Source organism: Microbacterium sp. Se5.02b, assembly GCF_019464375.1.
Classification (GTDB): Bacteria; Actinomycetota; Actinomycetes; order Actinomycetales; family Microbacteriaceae; genus Microbacterium.
In genome coordinates this window covers 355,223-372,779 of record NZ_CP080491.1, presented here as the reverse complement: position 1 = coordinate 372,779, position 17,557 = coordinate 355,223, and the positions used below count along the sequence as shown (strand labels likewise).

Below are 17,557 nucleotides of genomic sequence, written 5' to 3'. Positions count from 1 at the left end.
GGCGACCATCCCCCGGAGCCCCATGACCTCGACACGAACCGCCCACCAGGTGACGGGGTATCTGCGCCATGCGGCGCTGCGCGCCCTCAGCGGCATCGGAGTGCTCTTCGGCGCCATCAGCCTCGCCTTCGTGGCCCTCTACGTCCTCCCCGGAGACCGGGTGTACGCCGTCGTCGGCGGCGCCGAGGTCAGCCTCACCGCCGATCAAGAAGCGGCGATCCGCGAGCAATACGGTTTCGATCAGCCGCTCTGGGCGCAGTACGGCACCTACCTCGGACGACTTCTCACCGGAGACCTCGGCACCTCGTATCAGCGCGACCTTCCGGTAGTCGACATCATCGGGGAGCAGCTCGGCCCGACGCTGCAGCTCGCCGGCGCAGCAGCGCTCGTCACGATCGTCCTCACCGTCGCCGTCGCGCTGCTCACCGCGAAGCGTCCGATCCCGCACCGTGTGTCGTCGGTCGTCGAGATCTTCTTCCTGTCGGCACCGGGATTCTGGATCGGCATCGTGCTGCTGACGATCTTCTCCTACTCCCTGCACCTGCTGCCGTCCGTCGGCAGCGACGGCCCAGCGACCCTCGTCCTCCCGGCGCTGATGATCGGTCTGAGCACTGCTCCCGCTCTCATCCAGGTCTTCCGCGGGGCACTGGAGGACGCCCTCGACGAGCCGTTCATCATCACCGCGCGTACACGCGGCGTGAGCGAGGTGACCGTGCGGCTCCGTCACGCGCTGCGACATGCGCTGATCCCCCTCAGCACGCTCTCCGGCTTCCTGATCGGCGGCCTGCTCGGGGGTGCGGTGATCGCGGAGACGCTCTTCAGCAGGCAGGGTATCGGCCGCGTCCTGGTGACGGCCGCGAACGCGAGCGATGTCCCGCTCGTTCTCGGGCTCGTGCTCCTCGCTGCGACCGCCTACGTCGGCGTCAACTTCATCGTCGACCTGCTCTACCCGCTCATCGATCCGCGCATCCGAACGGAGGCACACGCATGAGCGTGACAGAATTCGCCCCACCTGGTCTCGTCCTCGCGCAGACGCCGACCGATCCCGTTGACGAACACCGCACACGGCGGCGGCGCACCCTTCGCGGATACCCGGTCGGTTTCTGGATCGCGGTCGCCTTCTTCGCCGTCGTCGTGCTCGCGGCCATCGCCCCTGCCGCCCTCGCCCCGTTCGATCCCCTGTCGACCGACACGTCGAACGTCCTCGCTCCGCCGAGCATCGCTCATCTGCTCGGTACCGACGAAGCCGGACGCGACGTGCTCAGCCGCATCATCTACGGCGCCCAGCCGGCGCTGTTCCTCGGCATCGGCGCGACGATCATCGCGCTGGGGATCGGAAGTCTGATCGGGCTCGCCGCCGGACTCGGCAATCGGTTCCTGGATGCCCTGCTGATGCGCGTGACCGATGTGTCGCTCGCGTTCCCCGAGCTGCTGCTCGCTCTGCTCATCATCTCGATCTTCGGTGGAGGGCTGCTCAACACTCTGCTCGCGATCGGCATCGCGGGAATCCCCAGCTACGCGCGACTCGTCCGCGGCCAGACCCTCGCCATCCGCAACGCGGGCTATGTCGAGGCGGCGCGCGGCATCGGTCTCAGCCCCACGCGGATCGCCCTGCACCATGTCCTGCCCAATGCGATCCGTCCGGTGCTCGTGCTCGCGACGATCGGCGTCGGCACGGCGACCCTCGCCGGAGCTGCGCTCACGTTCCTCGGTCTCGGCGTCGCGCCGCCCACCCCGGAGTGGGGATCGATGCTGTCGATCTCACGCAACTTCCTCGAGCGCGCCTGGTGGTACGGCATCTTCCCCGGGCTGACGATCACCGCTCTGGTGGTCTCCACGACCACGATCGGCCGAACACTGCAGCGCCGTCTGGAGGGAAAGCGATGAGCCGACCCCTTCTCGACGTCGCGGGCCTGCGCATCTCGTTCGGTCGCCACGCGGATCGTCTCGACGTCGTCCACGGGATCTCGTTCTCGGTCGAGGCCGGCGAGACCGTCGCGATCGTCGGCGAATCCGGGTCGGGCAAGAGCGTCACGGCACGCACGCTCGTCGGGCTCACCGGTCCGGACAGCGGCGTGAGCGCGAACGCGCTGCGCTTCGGCGACCACGATCTCCGGACGGCCTCGAAGCGCGCCTGGCGCGGCATCCGCGGAGGCGAGATCGGATTCGTCCTCCAAGACGCGCTCGTCTCGCTCGACCCCCTCCGGACGATCGGCCGCGAGATCGAAGAACCGCTGCGCGAGCACTTCGCCTGGGACGCCTCGCGTCGGCGGGACGAGGTGCACGCGCTGCTCCGAGACGTCGGAGTGCCCGAGCCGGAGCTGAGACGCCACCAGCGCCCCCACGAGCTCTCCGGCGGCCTGCGCCAGCGTGCCCTGATCGCCAGTGCCATCGCGGCACGGCCGCCGTTCCTCATCCTCGACGAAGCGACGACGGCGCTGGATGTGACCGTGCAGGCGCAGATCCTCCGCCTGCTCGAGCTGTTCAAGGAACAGGGGCGCACGCTCCTGCTGATCACCCACGATCTCGCCGTCGTCTCGCAGATCGCCGACCGAGTGATCGTGATGAAGGACGGAAGGATCGTCGAGACCGGCACGACCGCCGACGTGTTCGCCGCGCCCGAACACTCCTACACCCGCCGGCTCATCGCCTCGATCCCCTCGCACCGCCCACGGCGGGCCGCGACCGTCGTGGATCGTGCCGCGCTCGAAGACGGGCCTGTTCCCTCGGCCGGTGTCACCGTGGCGGAGGTGGACCACATCAGCCGGACGTTCCGCCTTCCGGGCGGGTCCGCGCTGCGGGCGCTCGACGATGTCTCGTTCACCCTGCACCCGGGTCGCACGCTGGGGCTCGTCGGAGAGTCCGGATCGGGCAAGACCACGGCGGGCCGCATCCTGTTGGGCCAGGAGAGAGCGGATACCGGAGAGGTCCGAGTCGTCGGCACCCGCTGGACGGATGTCGAACGACGCGAGCGATCCGCTCTCCGTCAGCGCATCCAGGCCGTGTACCAGGACCCGCTGAGCTCATTCGATCCGCGGCACTCGATCGATCGGATCCTGACCGAGGCGGTCGGGGTGCTCGGCCGCCACGATCGCACCGGCCGTCGACTGCGCGTCCGTGAGCTCCTCGACCACGTCGAGCTGAGCGCGCTGCTGCTCGACCGGCGACCGCTGCAGCTGTCCGGCGGACAGCGCCAGCGCGTCGCGATCGCCCGGGCTCTCGCTCTGGAACCGACGATCATCGTCGGCGACGAGCCGGTGTCGGCACTAGACGTGTCGATCCAGGCGCAGATCCTCGATCTCCTCGTCCGCATCCAGCAGGAGACGCAGGTCGCCCTTCTGCTGATCTCGCATGATCTCGGCGTCGTGAACGCGATCAGCCATGAAGTGCTCGTGTTGAAGAACGGCAAGGTCGTCGAGCACGACTCGGTGTCGAACGTGTTCGACCGCCCGCAGGCCGACTACACGAAGGAGCTCCTCGCCGCGATCCCGCGCATCCACGGCGCCCCCCAGCCCATCTCCCCCACGATTGGAAGCATCATATGACCGCCCCCACATCGACCCCACCGGTCAGCACCTACCAGCGCCTCGCCGAGCGATTCCGTCCGGTGTTCGCCGAGATCGCCTCCGGTGCGACGGACCGGGAGAGCAACCGCACGCTCCCGTTCGAACAGATCCGGCTGCTGCGGGATGCCGGATTCGGGGCCGTACGCGTGCCCGAGGAGTACGGCGGCGATGGGGCATCCGCGGTGGACCTCTTCCGCCTCCTCATCGAACTCGCCAGAGCCGACTCCAACGTCGCCCACATCTGGCGCGGGCACTTCGCCTTCCTCGAGGTGCGGCTCACGCATGAGGATCCGGAGTATCGCCGGCATTGGGGGGAGCAGGCCGTCGCCGGCGTGGTGGTCGGCAATGCACAGAGCGAGCCGGGAAGCGGGGCGCCGACGGAGAGCAACACCGTCATCACCGAGAAGGATGACGGCACCCTCGTGCTCGACGGTGAGAAGTACTACAGCACGGGCACGATCTTCTCGGACTGGGCGAACGTCACCGCGCGATACCGGGACCGTCACGCCACCATCGCGGTTCCGCTCGATGCCCCAGGAGTCACGGTCCACGACGACTGGGTCGGGTTCGGCCAGCGCCTGACCGGAACCGGGACGACCGCCTTCTCGGAGGTCGTGGTCGATTCCGCACATCTCACGGTGTACTCGCCCGGAGCGCGCGACCGCAGCTACATCTCCGGCTTCTACCAGCTCTTCCTCCTCGCCGTGGTGGCCGGTATCGGGCACGCGGCCGTCGACGACGCCGCGGACTACGTACGCTCGCGCACGAGACCGCTGCTCAGCGGGGCGGCGGCGCAGGACGACCCGTTGTCGCAGGCCGTGCTCGGCAGAGCTGCGGGGTCCGCCTTCGCGGCCGAGGCGGCCGTGCTGCACGCTGCGCAGCGGATCGACGATGCGCACCGCGCTGCGCTGGACGGCGTCTCGGAGAGAGAACCGTACGAGGCGGCCGACGTTGCCGCGTACTCGGCGCAGATCGCCGTGATACCCCTGGTGCTGTCGGTGACCACGGATGTCTTCGACGTCGGCGGATCGTCATCCGTCGCGCAGAGCCGAGCACTCGACAGGCACTGGCGCAACGCCAGGACGATCGGCGTGCACAACCCGATCGCCGCGCGACAGCGCGCGGTCGGGCACCGGGTGCTCTTCGGTGCACTGCCCGATCCGTTCGCGGAGCGTGAGGCACGGAGAGAGCGGAACGGATGCCGTGCAGGATTCTGCGTCCGATGAAGCCGCCGCCGGTGCCGCCGACGAAAGCGCGACCGTCTCGGAGAGCGAGGGCACCGCGTGAGCGAGCGCGATCGGCCTCTCGTGCTGAGCCTCTTCGAGATGGCATCCCCCGTGCACCTGTCGCACGGGCTGTGGACGCACCCGCTGGATCAGCGTCACCGTGTCGCCGACATCGGGTTCTGGCGAGAGCTCGGCTCGCTGCTCGAGTACGGGACGTTCGACGAGCTGTTCCTCGCCGATGTGCTCGGCGCATACGACGTGTTCGACGACGGACTCGGCACCGCCGTGCGCGAAGGTTTCCAGATCCCGGCGCTCGATCCCCTCATCGTGCTGGGGGCGCTCGCGGACGCCACCGACCACCTCGGGCTGGTCGCGACGTTCTCGACGACCTACGAGCCTCCCTTCACGTTCGCGCGACGGCTCGCCACGCTCGATCACCTGTCGAAGGGGCGCATCGGCTGGAACATCGTCACCTCGTACCTCACGAACGCGGCGAGGAACTTCGGCCTCGCAGATCAGATCGAGCACGACGCCCGGTATGAGATCGCCGACGAGTTCCTCGACGTCGTGTACCGCCTGCTGCTGGAGTCGTGGGACGACGACGCGATCACCGCCGACCGTGACAGGCGCGTCTACGCCGAGCCGGACGCCGTGCGCTACATCGACCATGTCGGCTCTCGGTTCCGAGTGGCCGGTCCCAGCCTGACCGCACCCAGCGCCCAGCGCGTGCCCGTGCTCTTCCAGGCAGGCAGTTCGCTTCGGGGGCTTTCGTTCGCGGCGAAGCACGCGGAGGTCGTGTTCGTCGGCGGATCGACCCTCGACGACATCCGTGCGAACGTCGACGCGATCCGTGTGCAGGCGGCGGAGTTCGGCCGTGATCCCGACACCATCTCCTTCCTCGCCGGCGCGCACGTCGTCGTCGCGGAGACCGAGCAGGCGGCGCGCGAGAAGGCGGCGGACTACGCCCGATATCGCACGCCCCGGGAGGCTCTCACACAGCCTGCCCGCACTCCCGACCTGACCCGCTACGACCCGACAGAGCTCGTCGAAGACATCATCCGGCGCGAAGATCACGGGTACCGGCTGCTGATCCGGGAGTGGCGTCCTGGGCAGACGGTCGGCGACCTCGTCGCGAAGGCGCCGAGCTCGCGGAAGGGGATCGGAGGCGACTGGTCGATCGTCGGCGACCCGGTGCAGGTCGCCACTCGGCTCGAGGAGATCGCCGACTACGCCCACCTCGACGGTTTCAACCTGAGCCAGGATGTGAGCTTCGAGTCGGCGCGCGACTTCATCGAACTCGCCGTGCCGGAGCTGCGGCGACGCGGTCTCGCCCGATCGAGCTATCGCGACGGGGAGACGCTGCGGGAGCGTCTGTCGCGCGACCGGTCCGGAGCCCGCCCGCACCCGACCCACCCCGCGTGGCAGGTGTCGTCACCCGTGCGGTGAGCACTCCAGGAACACTCTCAGCCGGAACCCGAAGACCGGCCGGTCCTGGGCGGACCGGCCGGTCTTCCTGAGTTGTGGACGCGGCGCCGCGCTCAGACGGTGAGCAGCTCCCGCTCCAGGCGGGCGAACGACGCCTCCATCCCGTCGGCCATGCCAGTGGCGAGGATCATGTCGCGCGTCTCCTTGTCGGGGTATTCGACGAGCAGCGTGACGAGGGTCGCGCCGTCCTCCTCATAGAGGTTGAGATCGTTCAGAGTCTCGGTCGGCAGGCCCTGCATCCGCTCGGTGGTGACCGCGCGACGGGGGCGTCGATCAGGAGCGCCTCGCCCTCGAACCCGAACGGCTCGCCCTCGGTGTCGCCGACCGGCGCCCAGGAGTTGCGGTACGACTGACCGACCTCGGTGGCGGCGACGCACTCCGTCATCTCCCAGCCGTCGGGGCCGAGCATCCACTTGCGGATCAGCTCGGGCTCGAAGTGCGCGCGCCACACGAGCTCGCGCGGGCCCTCGACCAGACGCGTGATGCGCACGTGCGTGTCGTCGAGCAGCTCGACCCTCGTGCCCTTGCCCTGCGCGTACTCGCGGAGGTCCTGCAGCACGGCGTCGAGCTGACTCATGGCCATCTTGATGCCCTCGACCTGGCCCATCTCGACGACCTGTTCGAGAGCGTCGACCGAGTCGAAGTGGCTCGTCGTGACCATGCGGGTGCCGGCGGCGGTCGGCTCGAACGCGAACGACATCCGCTGTGCAGGGAAGCCGTCGAGCGGGTTGCCGTCCTCGTCGACGAACGAGTCGATGACCTCGAAGCTGCGGGGCGCATCGATCGACACGAACTCCCATGCCCCGGACGACTTCTCGCCCCGTGGACCGTTCATGGAGTAGACCGCGCGACCGCCGACCGTGTGGTCCCACGAGGTGAAGGTCGCCGGCCATCCGGGAGGACCCCAGAAGCGTTCGAGCTGGCGCGGGTCGCTGTAGGCGCTCCAGACCCGCTCGACCGGGGCGGCGAAGTCCGCGACCACGGTCATGGTGAGGTTGTCGGCATCGGTGGTGACGTCGGTGACAGGCATTTCAGTCTCCTTGTTCGTTCTCGTTGGTGTCGCTGTTGTCGGATGCGCCGGATCGAGGTGTCTCGGCCAGCAGGTCGTCGAGTCGGGCGATGCGCGACCGCCACAGCTCTTCGTATCGGGCGAGGAGCGCCCTGGCGCGGGCGATCATCTCGGGGTTCGCGCGGACGAGCCGCTCGCGTCCCTCGGCGCGCTTGACGATGAGGTTCGCGGCCTCGAGCACGGCGACGTGCTTCTGCACCGCGGCGAATGACATCTCGTAGTCGGCGGCGAGGGTCGAGACGGACTGCTCCCGCTCGATCGTCCGGCGCAGGATGTCGCGCCGGGTCGACGTCGCCAGTGCGTGGAAGACACGGTCGACCTCCGCTTCGCTCAGTTCTCTTTGTGCAACCATTTGGTTGTACGTTATGCCTGAGCGCGGCGGATGTCAAGGGCCGACTTGTGACTTGCGGCTTTAGATCGGACTAGATGCTTTACATCGGACTACCCGAGGCTGAGCCGGACTGAGTCCGATCTAAAGCAGAGTGCTGGGGGCCGCCTCCCTTCGGAGTGGCAATGAAGCCAGCTGCGGTCGCGAGGAAAGTCAGATCGTCAGGCCGACTCATGCAGGACGACGGTCAAAACGCGCGCACATCCAGACCCCGAATACGGATGGTTGGCGGTCGGCAGAACCTGCGCCGAAACCCATACACCACCCGTTTCGGCGCCCTAACGTTTCGGCAGGGGGTTACGGCGGGGCGACGTGTGGACATTGTCGCTTTTTGGCGGTGTTTTGTGATCGCTTAGTGACGGGTGTGGCTGGCCGGCAACTGACGGAAAGCAGAGGTAGTCGGCTCTGTGTGTTAGTTGGTCAGAGTAGGGAGCCGAGGTCGGAGCCGAGGGAGGGGTAGGTGGCGGTGGTGGATTTGAGTTGCCGGGTGGTGAGACCCAGTTTGATGGCGATGCCGAAGGTGTTGATCAGTTCGGAGTAGCCGGGGCCGAGCAGGTGCGCGCCAAGGATCTGATCGGTGTCGGTATCGATGATGATCTTCGCGGCGGCGGTGGTTTCGGCGACCCGGTAGGTGGAGTACCAGTTGCTGGTGTCAGTGAAGCGAACGGCGGTGTTGTGGCTTGTGGCGGCTTCTTCTTCGAGGAGGCCGACCCGGTTCAGCTCCGGGATGGTGAACACGGTCGTGGGGACCCCGGTGTAGTCGGGTGCTGTGGTGGTTCCTTTGAGCATGTTCGACGCGGCGACTTTCCCCTCAAACACGGCCACCGGAGTCAGGGGACGTCCCGCGGTGTCGGCGGCGTCTCCTGCGGCATAGACGGCGGGGTTGGTGGTGCTTTGCAGGTGCCCGGCGACGGTGACTCCACGTAGGCTGCCGGCAATACCGGCAGCGTCCAAATGGAGGCCATCGAGGGCGGGGACGCGACCTGCTCCATGAACGACGAGGTCCGCGTCAAGACGGGTGGTCGTGCCGTGGGTGTTGATGCTGATCTGGAACCCGGCGGGGGTGGCCTCGATGGCGGTGACGTTGGTGTTTCGGTAGACGTGGATGCCGGCTTGCTCGGTGCGGGAGGTCAGCAACTCCACCAGGTCGGGGTCGAACTCGCGCAGGGGTCGCGGGCCGTGGTCGATGATCGTGCACTGCGCGCCGGCGCGGGCGGCGATGTGCGCGAACTCGAACGAGATGAAGCCGCCGCCGATGAACACGATCCGCTGCGGTAGAGCATCGAGGTCGAGGAATTGGGTGCTGTCGATGAGGTGTGCCGCACCGGGGAACGTCAACGGCCTCGGGGTGGCCCCGGTGGCGATGAGGAAGCGGTCGGCGTGGTGGGTAGTGCCATCGATGGTGAGGGTGTTCGGGCCAGTGAACTCGGCGTGGCCGTGAAAAGTGGTGGCACCGTTGCCGGTGAGTTCGTCTTCCATGCCTTTCGGGACACCGTCGGTGAAGCCGCGCTTGCGCCGCATCAGGGCCGGCCAGTCGACACGGAGGCCGCCTTCTGTGATGCCGGTGTCGTTCATCAGCCGGGCGGCATCGACGATTTCGGCGCCGCGGCGGAGGATCTTTTTCGGGTCGCATCCCCGGAGCGCGCAGGTACCGCCGTAGGGTAACGCGTCGACAATCCCGACCCGCCAGCCCTGCGCCGCACACTTGTTCGCAGCGGACGTGCCCGCCATGCCTGCACCGATGACCAGCAGATCGAACGCGTCACTCACCGGATACCCGCTTCGACGGTCCTGATGGCGTCCCGGATCTGCTCTGTCGTGGGCGACCCGGCAAGACCTGCCGGTGTCAAATACACCCGGCACGACAGGCCGGGCGGAGCTTCTGGCGCGGGAAACAGCGGCACACCGTCGGCCAGGAGAGTCGGGGACCCGCGGAAGTCGAGAGCTTCCGCTTCCTCCTGCGTCTCGATGAGCTGCCGGCTCACCGTGACGTCGGATCGTTCCGCGGCGATCACCGCGAGGCGATCCGCGGCCGTCTCCCAGTTCGGGCACCCATCGAAGTACTGCAACGTGATCTGCATGCATCGACCGTAAACGTTGCAGCCCGGTACAAGGTCAAGTGGTGAAATGGGGGTATGCGCATTGGAGACCTCGCCGCCACCACGGGAGTCAGCACCCAGACCCTTCGTTTCTACGAACGCGAAGGGCTACTTTCTGCACCGAGTCGACAAAGCAATGGATACCGGGTCTATGACGATGAGGTCGCTTCCCGCGTCGGATTCATTCGCGCCGCTCAATCTGCCGGATTGACGCTGGCCGACATCGCCGGAGTCCTCACTCTCCGGGAAGACGGGCAGGCGCCCTGCTCGCACGTGCACTCGCTGCTCGATGGCAAACTCAATGAAGTCAGGGTCCGTCAACAAGAACTCGCCCGTCTCGAAACAGAACTCGTCGACATGCTCACCACCAGTTCGGCCGTCGACCCAGCGACGTGCTCGGAGCGCAGCATCTGCAACGTCATCCCGCGGCCGCTACCGTAAACCCGTCGTTGTACGCACCAGCAGGGCATCTCGAAAAGCTACAGCTTTTCGAGACATCGGCCGGATCCCGGCTGTGTGATCGCTGATCCGTGTGATCCTCGGTCAGCGTCTGTCTCAACAATGCGTCTCACCGGAAAGTGTCTCAGCGCGATGACGCGGCGGGGTTTGTGAGGCACAATGGCCGAGTGAGACTTCTTGGATACACCCGCGTGAGCACATCGAGCCAGGATGCGCAGCTGCAGCTCGACGCACTCGTCGCCGCTGGTGTTCAGAAGCGCGACGTGTTCGCCGATGTCACCTCCGGGAGCAAGACCGCGATCGAGCGTCGTGGGATGAAAAAACTCCTCGAGCACGCAGAAGCCGGTGACACCGTCGTCGTCTGGCGCGTGGACCGCCTCGGCCGCTCCCTCATCGACGTGCTGAACACCGTAAACCTGCTGCGCGAGCGGGGCATCCATGTGCGTTCTGTCTCGGATGGGATAGATCCAGCGACATCGACGGGCCGGTTGATGCTGAACATGCTCGCCACGCTCGCGGAGTACGAGCGTGAACTGATTGTCGAGCGGGTAAATGCTGGGATCGCCGCCGCCAGGCAGAGCGGCACTCGCTTCGGTCGTCCACTCTCGGACCCAGCGGTAATCGCCGACAAGCTCGCGATCGCCGCCGACGCCCGAGCGAAAGGTCGCACCGCCGAAGATGCAGCACGGCTCGTCGGGTGGAGTCGCGCCACGCTCTACCGCCACCAGCAAGCCCTCGCCAGCCGCGAGAGCATCACCATCTAGCGATGTGATGAGCGGCGGGGAGCGGTGGCGAATTCTTCGACTACACGTCGAGGACCAGATACCTCTCACCGCTCTCTCCCGAGAAACCGGGATTGGCCTGCGCACGCTCCAACGCTGGCACCAGCTCTACCGAGACCACGGCATCACTGCACTCGACCCTCAACCGAGAGCCGACGCCGGCATTCGTCGCACGGGGGGCGAATTGGTCAGATTCATCGAGCACCTCGCGTTGACCAGGCCGAGGCCAGCGATCGCGACGCTGCACCGCCTTGCGAGTACCGAAGCGGAGCGGCAAGGCCTGGCGGTGCCCAGCTACGCCACTGTCAGAGATATCGTGCAGTCCCTCGACCCGGCACTGGTAACGCTCGCGTTGGATGGACCCATTGCGTATCGCGATCGATACGAGCTCGTATACCGGCGCCGAGCCGACGGGCCCAACCAGATCTGGCAGGCCGATCACACCGAACTCGACATCCTCATCACCAGTGCCGTAGGCGGCAAATCTGATCGACCCTGGCTCACGATCGTGATCGACGACCACTCACGCGCGATCTGCGGATACACCGTCTTCACCGGTGCACCATCAGCGATGAACACGGCCCTCGCGCTCAGGCAGGCGATCTGGCGCAAGACCGACCCCGCGTGGGCCATGTGTGGAATACCCGACGTGCTCCACGTCGACCACGGCTCCGACTTTACCAGCCATCACCTCGAACGCACCGCCATCGAGCTGCGCATCCGGATCATCCACTCCACCGTGGCTCGGCCCCAAGGCCGCGGCAAGATCGAACGCTTCTTCCGCACCATCAACACAGAGCTTCTCTCCACTCTCCCCGGGCACCTCAGACCAGGCGACAGGAATCCTCACCCCGCTCTAGATCTGGCCGCCCTCGACCAGGCGATCGGCGGGTTCATCGGGATGTACAACGCACGCCCGCACCGGGAGCTCGGAGTATCGCCTCGGGACGCGTGGGTCGCGGACGGCTGGCTTCCGCGAATGCCCGACAGTCTGGAACAACTCGACGGCCTCCTGCTCACGGTCCCCAAGAACCGGGTCGTGCAGCGCGACGGCATTCACTTCCAGGGCCAGCGCTACCTCGCTCCGACACTCGCCCCCTTCGTCGGGCACACGATCACAATCCGCTACGACCCGCGCGACATCTCCGAGATCCGCGTGTACGACCGCGACACATTCGTCTGCATCGCCGTCGACGAAGCCCACCCCAATCTCCGCCTCAGCCTCCGCGACATCGAAACCGCCCGCCGAGCCCGCCGCCGCGCACTCCGACACACCATCAACGACCGCATCCTCACCGCCGTCACCCGCGACGAGCCACGCGACGTCGCGGCACCTCCGCATCGCCGCCGGCTACGCACCTACGAAGAGGACGAGTGATGAACCAGCCATTCATCGTCACCAAAGAGCACCGACGCTTCACCGAATTCGCGAACGCCGTCCGCAAAGAGAAAACCATCGGCATCTGCCACGGCGACGCCGGCGTCGGCAAGACCAACTCCGCCCGCCGCTACGCAAACTGGGACGCTCTGGAGCCCTACATCAACAAGTGGGGACCTCGCGGCGAGCACGACGCCAAGCACTACGCCCTCGCCAACCGATCCCGGACTGTCTTCTACACACCCGAGGTCCTCTGCAGACCCAAAGATCTCATGCACGACATCGACCGCTGGCAGGCAAAGGTCGAGATCTGCGCCGACGAACACCTCCGCTCGCGTGAGACCGAACCGACCACCACGCCGATCGGCATGTCTCACCTCGTGGATCTGCTCATCATCGACGAAGCCGAAAGGCTCACACCGACTGCGCTCGAGCTGCTCCGCGACCGCCACGACCGTGAACACCTCTCTATGATCCTCATTGGCATGCCCGGCATCGACCAACGGTTCCGCCACTACCCACAGCTCTACAGCCGACTCGGCTTCTCCCACCACTACCGAACCCTCGGCCGAGAAGAACTCCTCTTCGTCCTCGACCGCCACTGGAAACACCTAGGACAGCAACTCGACCCAGAGGACTTCACCGACGCGCAGGCGATAGCTGCGATCGAACGCATCACCCGTGGCAACTTTCGTCTCCTTGAACGGCTCTTCCCTCAGATCGCCCGAGTGCTGAAGATCAACGGGCTTGAGACCATCACCGACGACGTCATCGAAGCCGCAGCTAGCATCCTCGTCATCGGCAACTAACGCCGCCAAGCGATCACAGAACACCGCCACCGAGCGATCAACTCCACAGGGGCGACGCTCGGCGTGTCGCACTTCCCCAGCACCACCACGGGTGCCCGGCCGCAAACGATCGTTTTCGGTGGTAGCCCGGGCACGACATCAACAGCGAAGTCGAGGATGATTGAGTCGTGGAGATTGAGCTGCTTTATATCGCCGGTTGCCCCAGCTGGGTTGAGGCTGGCCGTCGTGTTTCTGAGGCGCTACGAGAAACAGGCCACGACGAATCGGAGGTTCACTACCGACTCATCCGGACGGAGGAGGACGCGGGCGCAGTCTCGTTCGCGGGCTCCCCCACGATCACCCTGGATGGCAACGATCTCTTTCCGGGGTCGGGGCGAAGCAATGACCTCGCCTGCCGTATTTACAGCACCCCTGCTGGGCTGGCCGGGATGCCAACGGTTGAACAGATTCGAGAGGCGCTCTCCGCTCATGGCGACTGACGAGGACGTTGCGTGCACGTGCTGCGGGCGACATCTGCCACGCAAGAAGCTGCACGCACTCGGAGACGATCGCGCTTTCATCTGTCGACGATGCGGCTGGTGGGTGGCTCTGCGCCTACATCGCGACCGCCCGCCTGCCTAAGCGTGAACTCACTCAACGGCTGCCCACGGCGATCGCGCCGATGTAGAGGGCGAGTTGATGGGTGTCCCACCACCGCACAACGGATCTCACTCGGTGCTCTCATCCCCGGCGCGGATCATGAAAACTGCTCCGGTGATCGCTGCGGCGAAGATTACGATGTCGGCGATGTTGCCGATGAACCAGTTTCCGTAGGCGAGGAAGTCCACGACGTGACCACGGGCGAATCCGGGGTCCCGGAAAAGGCGGTCGCCTGCGTGTGAGGCGGAAGCGCCGCCGAGCGCGCCGATGACGATCGCCCATCTCACGCGTTGCACTCGGAACGCGAACACGATCGCTGTGACCGTGGCGGCGACAGCGAGCAGCGCGAACACCCAGGTGAAGCCTTCCCCGAAGGAGAATGCCGCTCCGGGGTTATAGGCGAGCTGCAAACCCAGCAGGTCACCGATCAGCGGGATGCGCTCACGGTCGGTGAGGGTCGCTTCGGCCCACACCTTGGTTCCCTGATCGATCAGCACGACGACCACGGCGATCAAGAGCGCTCCACCAGTGAGCTGCCGCCGCCGGGTCGACGACAGCTTGCGCGCAGCGGGCGGATGAGCCTCTGACTGGGAGGAGGTCATGCGAGCACCTCGATCAGACGGACGATGACCCCAGATTCGATCAGGATGAACAGGCCCAGGCCGATGAACACGGCCGGTACGAGCCAGTGCTCGACGCGCTCCAGCCCCTCGGTAACAGCCTTGTTGGTGCCGATCAGCCGGCCGGCCGCGCACCAGACCGCGACGAGGATCAGGAATACGACGATCATGATCGCGACGTCGCTGGGGGCGCTGGTGCGGAAGATCGGCGTGTAGAGGGAGATGTTGTCGGCCCCGTTGGCGATCGTGATCCCTGCGACGCCCCATAGTCCGACCGCGGTGATCTTGGAGTCGTCATCATCGTCATCGCTGTTACGGCGCAGGCCGCGAATGAGCGTCCAGATGCCGATGCCGAGCGGGATCAGACCCAGGAAACCGACCCATTCGTCCGGAACGATGGTGAGACCGAGAGCGGCGATCACGCTGATCACGACGAGGGTGATGAACCCGAGATACTGGCCCGCGACGATCTGCCACGGCCGGGGCTTCCCTCGACTGGAAGCCAGGAACAGCACGGTGAGCACGACAATGTCGTCGATGTTGGTTGCCGCGAACAGGCCGATCGCTGAACCGATAGTTGCGAGCATCAGCTTTCCAGTCGTGGCGTGCGGGTGCGTGCGGCGCGCAGACCGTTGAGGATCACGATGACCTCCGCGACCTCGTGGACCAGGACGACGGCCGCGAGCCCCAGGACGCCGAAGAGCGCGAGCGGGAGCAGTGCAGTGATGATCAGCAGCGACAGGATGATGTTCTGGTTGATGATCCGTCGACCGCGGCGGGCGTGATCGAACGCTCGCGGGATGAGGCGCAGATCATGGCCGGTGAAGGCCACGTCGGCGGATTCGATTGCCGCGTCGGAGCCGGTGGCGCCCATCGCGATACCGATGTCTGCGCCAGCGAGGGCCGGTGCGTCGTTGATTCCGTCGCCGATCATCGCGACCGGCCCCGCCTTTGACAGCTCGCCGATCGCGGTTGCCTTATCCTCGGGACGCAGTTCCGCGCGCACGTTGCTGATCCCGGCCTGCGCGGCCAGTGCACGAGCGGTGCGGGCGTTGTCTCCGGTGAGCATCGTCACGCCGACGCCTTGGTTGGTGAGCGTCCGGACTACCTCGGGGACTTCAGGGCGCAGTTCGTCGCGGACGCCGATCGCGGCGACGGGGGTTCCGTCGCGGTGGACGATCACGACGGTCATGCCCTGCTCCTCCAACTCCGCGACCTGCTTCCCGAGGTCGCCCGCGTCCAGCCAGCGAGGACTGCCGACGGTGATTCTCGATCCGCCGACAGTGCCGTCGATGCCGTGCCCGGCCTGCTCGGTCACATCTGCAGCTGCCGGTGTGCCCGGGGCCGCGGCGGTGATCGCAGAGGCAAGGGGATGCGTGCTGTGCTGCTCCAGTGCGGCCGCCCAGGCCAGCGCCTGTGTCTCGGTCACGCCGTTCGCAGTGAGCACCGCGGTGACCGCAGGTTCGTTGCGGGTGAGGGTGCCGGTCTTGTCGACCGCGACGTGGCGGACCGTGCCGAAGCGCTCGAAGACGGCGCCGGACTTGATGATCACGCCGAACTTGCTTGCTGCGCCGATCGCGGCGACGACCGTCAGCGGCACCGAGATCGCCAGCGCACACGGAGAAGCGGCGACCAGCACGACAAGCGCGCGGGTGATCCACACCTCTGGATCGCCCAGCAGCGACCCGATGATCGCGACGAGCGCTGCGAGGATCAGAACGCCGGGTACGAGCGGGCGGGCGATCCTGTCCGCGAGACGTGCACGCTCGCCCTTCTCGGTCTGCGCCTTCTCGACCAGCTCCACGATCGTGGTGAGCGAGTTGTCGGTGCCCGCAGCGGTCGTTTCGACCTCCAGCGCGCCGGCGCTGTTGATCGCACCGGCCGACACCGCATCGCCGGGCTCGACCTCGACGGGGATCGACTCCCCGGTGATCGCCGAGGTGTCCAGGCTGGAGCGGCCAGAACGGACGATCCCGTCGGTTGCGATCCGCTCGCCGGGACGGACCACCATGACCTGGCCGACCGTCAGCTCTCTCGCGGGCACCTGCGCAGAGACGCCGTTCTGCAGCACGGTCGCTGTCTCCGGCACGAGCTTCAGCAGCGCCCTCAGCCCGCCCCGGGCACGGTCCATCGCCTTGTCCTCGAGCGCCTCAGCAATCGAGTACAAGAACGCCAGAGCCGCAGCCTCCTCCACGTAGCCGAGGATGACCGCGCCGATCGCGCTGATCGTCATCAGCAGCCCGATACCGAGCTTGCCCTTGAACAGTTTCCGGATCGCGCCGGGCGTGAACGTCGACGCACCGAGGAGCAGACCGGCCCAGAACAACACCAGCGCCGGGATCTCGAGGCCGGACCATTCAAGGATCAGACCGGCCAGGAATGCGACACCGGAGAAGACCGGCACCATGATCCCACGGTCCCTCCACCAGGGCCGCACAACCTCTTCGGTCTCATCCTCCGCCGCAGTGGCAGGCTGGGCAGGCTCGTGCTCGCAGCCACACGCCGCGCTCACGCGTCCGCCCCCGTCCCACAGCAGCCAGCCACCGTGCACGCAGAGTCCACGCACGGCGCGTGCTCATCGACCGCCAGCGTCACGTCCACGAGCGCGACGAGCGCAGCCGTAAGATGCGGGTCGGCGATCTCGTAACGAGTCTGGCGACCCTCCGGCTCGGCAACGACAATCCCGCAGTCACGCAGGCAGGTGAGATGGTTCGACACGTTCGAACGCGTCAGCTCCAGCTCACGAGAGAGCACAGCCGGGTAGCTCGGTCCACCGAGCAGAGACATTAGGATTCGGGAACGCGTGGGATCGGCCATGGCCCGGCCGAGCCGGTTCATGACATCGAGGCGTGAGGAAATAGTCAGCACACACTGAACTATACAGTGATTGATGACCTATTGGAACGGCTTCACCCCAGGCGACATCTCTGGGGCCTGGGTGTAAGTACATCCGGCTCACACCCCACCGAATACGCCTACCGAAACCCGCTTACGGCGCACGTTTCTGGCATTCGATCTGGTGTGCCTTCACTCACCG

17 protein-coding genes and 1 pseudogene are annotated in these 17,557 nt (G+C 66.5%); 10 read left to right on the top strand and 8 right to left on the bottom strand.

What is annotated here, in order from left to right; all coding sequences use genetic code 11:
• The first annotated feature begins 22 nt into the window (after positions 1–22).
• Genes K1X59_RS01895 through K1X59_RS01875 form a run of 5 tightly spaced genes read left to right on the top strand, consistent with a single transcriptional unit; the run spans position 23 to position 6,238 of the window.
• The gene (locus K1X59_RS01895; RefSeq protein WP_183151642.1) at positions 23–991 is read left to right on the top strand and encodes an ABC transporter permease; all 969 of its coding nucleotides are present in this window, start codon (positions 23–25) and stop codon (positions 989–991) included.
• The gene (locus K1X59_RS01890; RefSeq protein WP_183151641.1) at positions 988–1,887 is read left to right on the top strand and encodes an ABC transporter permease; all 900 of its coding nucleotides are present in this window, start codon (positions 988–990) and stop codon (positions 1,885–1,887) included. Before K1X59_RS01895 ends, K1X59_RS01890 begins: the two co-directional genes overlap by 4 nt.
• Positions 1,884–3,545 (top strand): ABC transporter ATP-binding protein, encoded by a 1,662-nt coding sequence (locus tag K1X59_RS01885; RefSeq protein ID WP_220173866.1) that lies wholly within the window; start codon positions 1,884–1,886, stop codon positions 3,543–3,545. Before K1X59_RS01890 ends, K1X59_RS01885 begins: the two co-directional genes overlap by 4 nt.
• Positions 3,542–4,792, top strand: a complete 1,251-nt coding sequence (locus K1X59_RS01880) for an acyl-CoA dehydrogenase family protein (protein WP_220173865.1) — start codon at positions 3,542–3,544, stop codon at positions 4,790–4,792. Before K1X59_RS01885 ends, K1X59_RS01880 begins: the two co-directional genes overlap by 4 nt.
• Positions 4,793–4,849: 57 nt before the next feature.
• Complete coding sequence (locus K1X59_RS01875; RefSeq protein ID WP_258567019.1) at positions 4,850–6,238, top strand: NtaA/DmoA family FMN-dependent monooxygenase; 1,389 nt, start codon at positions 4,850–4,852, stop codon at positions 6,236–6,238.
• A 92-nt stretch (positions 6,239–6,330) separates the two neighbouring features.
• Here K1X59_RS01875 and K1X59_RS01870 read toward each other — a convergent pair.
• The 4 genes and pseudogenes from K1X59_RS01870 to K1X59_RS01855 form a co-directional block, all read right to left on the bottom strand.
• Positions 6,331–7,307: pseudogene (locus K1X59_RS01870) on the bottom strand (SRPBCC domain-containing protein).
• A 1-nt stretch (position 7,308) separates the two neighbouring features.
• The gene (locus K1X59_RS01865; RefSeq protein WP_183151638.1) at positions 7,309–7,698 is read right to left on the bottom strand and encodes a helix-turn-helix transcriptional regulator; all 390 of its coding nucleotides are present in this window, start codon (positions 7,696–7,698) and stop codon (positions 7,309–7,311) included.
• Between the two features lie 456 nt (positions 7,699–8,154).
• Positions 8,155–9,504 (bottom strand): NAD(P)/FAD-dependent oxidoreductase, encoded by a 1,350-nt coding sequence (locus K1X59_RS01860; protein WP_183151637.1) that lies wholly within the window; start codon positions 9,502–9,504, stop codon positions 8,155–8,157.
• The gene (locus K1X59_RS01855) at positions 9,501–9,815 is read right to left on the bottom strand and encodes a thioredoxin family protein (protein WP_167163704.1); all 315 of its coding nucleotides are present in this window, start codon (positions 9,813–9,815) and stop codon (positions 9,501–9,503) included. The genes K1X59_RS01860 and K1X59_RS01855 overlap by 4 nt, the downstream gene beginning before the upstream one ends.
• Positions 9,816–9,869: 54 nt before the next feature.
• On the opposite strand from K1X59_RS01855, the gene K1X59_RS01850 reads away from it, so the two are divergent.
• The 5 genes from K1X59_RS01850 to K1X59_RS01830 all read left to right on the top strand — a co-directional run bounded on the left by K1X59_RS01850 (position 9,870) and on the right by K1X59_RS01830 (position 13,740).
• On the top strand, positions 9,870–10,274 hold the full coding sequence (locus K1X59_RS01850) for a heavy metal-responsive transcriptional regulator (protein WP_183151636.1): 405 nt from the start codon (positions 9,870–9,872) through the stop codon (positions 10,272–10,274).
• A 185-nt stretch (positions 10,275–10,459) separates the two neighbouring features.
• Complete coding sequence (locus K1X59_RS01845; RefSeq protein ID WP_060921759.1) at positions 10,460–11,056, top strand: recombinase family protein; 597 nt, start codon at positions 10,460–10,462, stop codon at positions 11,054–11,056.
• A 7-nt stretch (positions 11,057–11,063) separates the two neighbouring features.
• A complete protein-coding gene (locus K1X59_RS01840) occupies positions 11,064–12,452 on the top strand; it encodes a Mu transposase C-terminal domain-containing protein (protein WP_183152732.1) in 1,389 nt (462 codons plus the stop codon).
• The gene (locus tag K1X59_RS01835) at positions 12,452–13,261 is read left to right on the top strand and encodes an AAA family ATPase (protein WP_060921758.1); all 810 of its coding nucleotides are present in this window, start codon (positions 12,452–12,454) and stop codon (positions 13,259–13,261) included. The genes K1X59_RS01840 and K1X59_RS01835 overlap by 1 nt, the downstream gene beginning before the upstream one ends.
• Before the next feature lie 167 nt (positions 13,262–13,428).
• The gene (locus tag K1X59_RS01830; RefSeq protein ID WP_029153956.1) at positions 13,429–13,740 is read left to right on the top strand and encodes a hypothetical protein; all 312 of its coding nucleotides are present in this window, start codon (positions 13,429–13,431) and stop codon (positions 13,738–13,740) included.
• Positions 13,741–13,968: 228 nt separating this feature from the next.
• Here the strand turns inward: K1X59_RS01830 and K1X59_RS01825 are convergent, their stop codons facing one another.
• From K1X59_RS01825 to K1X59_RS01810, 4 genes are read right to left on the bottom strand one after another with little or no spacing between them, the layout of a single operon-like run.
• A complete protein-coding gene (locus tag K1X59_RS01825; protein ID WP_029264099.1) occupies positions 13,969–14,502 on the bottom strand; it encodes a signal peptidase II in 534 nt (177 codons plus the stop codon).
• On the bottom strand, positions 14,499–15,107 hold the full coding sequence (locus K1X59_RS01820; protein ID WP_036275918.1) for a cadmium resistance transporter: 609 nt from the start codon (positions 15,105–15,107) through the stop codon (positions 14,499–14,501). Before K1X59_RS01820 ends, K1X59_RS01825 begins: the two co-directional genes overlap by 4 nt.
• Positions 15,107–17,032 carry a cation-translocating P-type ATPase gene (locus K1X59_RS01815; RefSeq protein ID WP_197491836.1) on the bottom strand — a complete coding sequence of 642 codons (1,926 nt, stop codon included), beginning with the start codon at positions 17,030–17,032 and terminating at the stop codon, positions 15,107–15,109. Before K1X59_RS01815 ends, K1X59_RS01820 begins: the two co-directional genes overlap by 1 nt.
• Positions 17,029–17,388 carry a helix-turn-helix transcriptional regulator gene (locus tag K1X59_RS01810; RefSeq protein WP_036275916.1) on the bottom strand — a complete coding sequence of 120 codons (360 nt, stop codon included), beginning with the start codon at positions 17,386–17,388 and terminating at the stop codon, positions 17,029–17,031. Before K1X59_RS01810 ends, K1X59_RS01815 begins: the two co-directional genes overlap by 4 nt.
• Positions 17,389–17,557: the final 169 nt, after the last annotated feature.

What these genes read in the sequence shown, in the direction of transcription:
- K1X59_RS01865 (WP_183151638.1), bottom strand. Translation starts at nt 7,698, where the DNA reads ATGGTTGCACAAAGAGAACTGAGCGAAGCGGAGGTCGACCGTGTCTTC.
- K1X59_RS01895 (WP_183151642.1), top strand. Translation starts at nt 23, where the DNA reads ATGACCTCGACACGAACCGCCCACCAGGTGACGGGGTATCTGCGCCAT.
- K1X59_RS01820 (WP_036275918.1), bottom strand. Translation starts at nt 15,107, where the DNA reads ATGCTCGCAACTATCGGTTCAGCGATCGGCCTGTTCGCGGCAACCAAC.
- K1X59_RS01825 (WP_029264099.1), bottom strand. Translation starts at nt 14,502, where the DNA reads ATGACCTCCTCCCAGTCAGAGGCTCATCCGCCCGCTGCGCGCAAGCTG.
- K1X59_RS01850 (WP_183151636.1), top strand. Translation starts at nt 9,870, where the DNA reads ATGCGCATTGGAGACCTCGCCGCCACCACGGGAGTCAGCACCCAGACC.
- K1X59_RS01835 (WP_060921758.1), top strand. Translation starts at nt 12,452, where the DNA reads ATGAACCAGCCATTCATCGTCACCAAAGAGCACCGACGCTTCACCGAA.
- K1X59_RS01855 (WP_167163704.1), bottom strand. Translation starts at nt 9,815, where the DNA reads ATGCAGATCACGTTGCAGTACTTCGATGGGTGCCCGAACTGGGAGACG.
- K1X59_RS01880 (WP_220173865.1), top strand. Translation starts at nt 3,542, where the DNA reads ATGACCGCCCCCACATCGACCCCACCGGTCAGCACCTACCAGCGCCTC.
- K1X59_RS01885 (WP_220173866.1), top strand. Translation starts at nt 1,884, where the DNA reads ATGAGCCGACCCCTTCTCGACGTCGCGGGCCTGCGCATCTCGTTCGGT.
- K1X59_RS01840 (WP_183152732.1), top strand. Translation starts at nt 11,064, where the DNA reads ATGAGCGGCGGGGAGCGGTGGCGAATTCTTCGACTACACGTCGAGGAC.
- K1X59_RS01890 (WP_183151641.1), top strand. Translation starts at nt 988, where the DNA reads ATGAGCGTGACAGAATTCGCCCCACCTGGTCTCGTCCTCGCGCAGACG.